A 1,686-nucleotide genomic window follows, 5' to 3' on the forward strand; every position below is an offset into this window, starting at 1 on the left:
ATTTATCACAAACCGATGCCCAATGGCTTAATGTCCTTTCTTCTTACATTGATTTAGTCAGCGACCATTTTAAAACGCTTACTCATATTCATACCAAGAGGAAAGTGCTTGTTCAACTGAATGAACTCTGTTTACTCACGCAAAAGCAGTTGGGTAAAGAGCAGCAAGTCAATCTATTAGCTTTTAAGCAGCTCATGCAGTGCAAGCTACTTCTCGTCGAGTCTCGCGCGGCAGAAGCGCACCTAAAATTGCTAGAGTCATTGAGTTACTTTTACGATATTCCAACACAAATGCCGATAGCATTATTGAAACAAGCCCTTCCGCTATTAGCATTTTTTGGTGAGTTTTCTATCAGACGCAGCTTGCTCGGAGTCATCAATCAATCGTGTTCATCAGTCCGACTTCAAGAGTGCAATATCGTACCACACGAATACGATTATCCATTTTCAGTAGAGACAAAACTGAACGCTCTGGCAGCGCCGGACCAACAATACCATTCTAATTCGGAGTCGGTGGTTAACTTCCTAAAACAAAGGGCATTGCCACCAAATTGGTCGCGATGGTTAAGCGATTATCTCTCTGGTTCTTTTTCTAGCCAGATACCCGAACCGTTTAGCTATCACATAACCGATAGAGAGTGAAAATGATCAACTTCGAATTGCTCAATCAATATATGGACAATGACGTAGACATCATCATTGCTGTCTTTTCAACGTACTTGGAGGATTACTCTGATGCGACAGAACAACTAAATGAAATGTTCGTACAACAAAATTGGCCAGAGCTGTATCTGATGGCACACAGCTTGAAAGGTATTCTAGAAGGCTTTGGAGAAAATACCGCAGTTGTTGCGCTGGAGAAGATAGAAACAAGCACAAGAAACAATACTGCACCAGAATGCGAAGATATAACTATAGTTAATAACGAGCTGGTGACAATTAAAAAGCAGATTTTCACTTACTTAGAAAACTTAAAATAAAACACCTTAAGGCTTAGAACGGGGAAATTATGAACATGGACAACAACCATTTCAAGGAGTTGATTGAGTCGCTCAAGGACTTAACTCCTACTCAAAAGCGATATTTGATCAGCAGAACCAAAATGTCTTTGGACGACGAGAGCGGGATGCTAAATCCGCAAGACTTGTTGACCAGAGAAGAACTAGAAGCGCTTCTGTCATCGGCTTCCACCACCGATCACAAATAAAGAAAGCTAATTCGTCATGGACGAAAACTAAGAACCAGGTAAAGTGACAGAACTTTGCTTGGTTGTTAGGCGTCCCTCCCTTTTAATCAATACAAACGTGTTTTTTCGACCACTTCTCAATACCTGAAAACTGTCAACTAGATTACTTATTAACATTAATCCTCTTCCTGACGACATCCAGCTGTCTTCATCAAACAAGCTTGGTGCTTTTATTTCTTTATTCGTGTGCTCTTGGAAAACCGATTTTTTAATAGGACGACCGTAATCAGAAATACGCATTTCGATGTGAGTAGACTTAGAGTCAGATAAGATTGCACATTCGAGCTCAATCGGCTCGCCTTCCTGCTCATCGTAGGAGTGTATAAAGGCATTGTTCATCACCTCAACTACGCACAATTCGAGGTGTTGGACATCACTTACCAATACCTGATGTTGAAAGAGAAACTCGGCAAGCTGCTTACTCGCCTCACGGGAAGATTT

3 protein-coding genes and 1 pseudogene are annotated in these 1,686 nt (G+C 41.2%); 3 read left to right on the plus strand and 1 reads right to left on the minus strand.

Annotation, left to right across the window (positions count from 1 at the left end; all coding sequences use genetic code 11):
• From R7D93_RS25195 to R7D93_RS25205, 3 genes and pseudogenes are all read left to right on the plus strand, one after another.
• A pseudogene (locus tag R7D93_RS25195) lies at positions 1-641 on the plus strand (response regulator); the annotation flags it as partial.
• A 2-nt stretch (positions 642-643) separates the two neighbouring features.
• Positions 644-979 carry an Hpt domain-containing protein gene (locus R7D93_RS25200; protein WP_318129549.1) on the plus strand — a complete coding sequence of 112 codons (336 nt, stop codon included), beginning with the start codon at positions 644-646 and terminating at the stop codon, positions 977-979.
• Positions 980-1,014: 35 nt separating this feature from the next.
• On the plus strand, positions 1,015-1,206 hold the full coding sequence (locus tag R7D93_RS25205) for a hypothetical protein (RefSeq protein WP_005499054.1): 192 nt from the start codon (positions 1,015-1,017) through the stop codon (positions 1,204-1,206).
• 27 nt (positions 1,207-1,233) lie between these two features.
• On the opposite strand, the gene R7D93_RS25210 is transcribed toward R7D93_RS25205, so the two are convergent.
• The coding region (locus R7D93_RS25210; protein WP_318129550.1) for an ATP-binding protein at positions 1,234-1,686 on the minus strand (453 nt) is incomplete at its 5' end.

It is taken from the genome of Vibrio sp. YT-15 (assembly GCF_033337445.1).
Lineage (GTDB): Bacteria > Pseudomonadota > Gammaproteobacteria > Enterobacterales > Vibrionaceae > Vibrio > Vibrio alginolyticus.

What these genes read in the sequence shown, in the direction of transcription:
- R7D93_RS25200 (WP_318129549.1), top strand. Translation starts at nt 644, where the DNA reads ATGATCAACTTCGAATTGCTCAATCAATATATGGACAATGACGTAGAC.
- R7D93_RS25205 (WP_005499054.1), top strand. Translation starts at nt 1,015, where the DNA reads ATGGACAACAACCATTTCAAGGAGTTGATTGAGTCGCTCAAGGACTTA.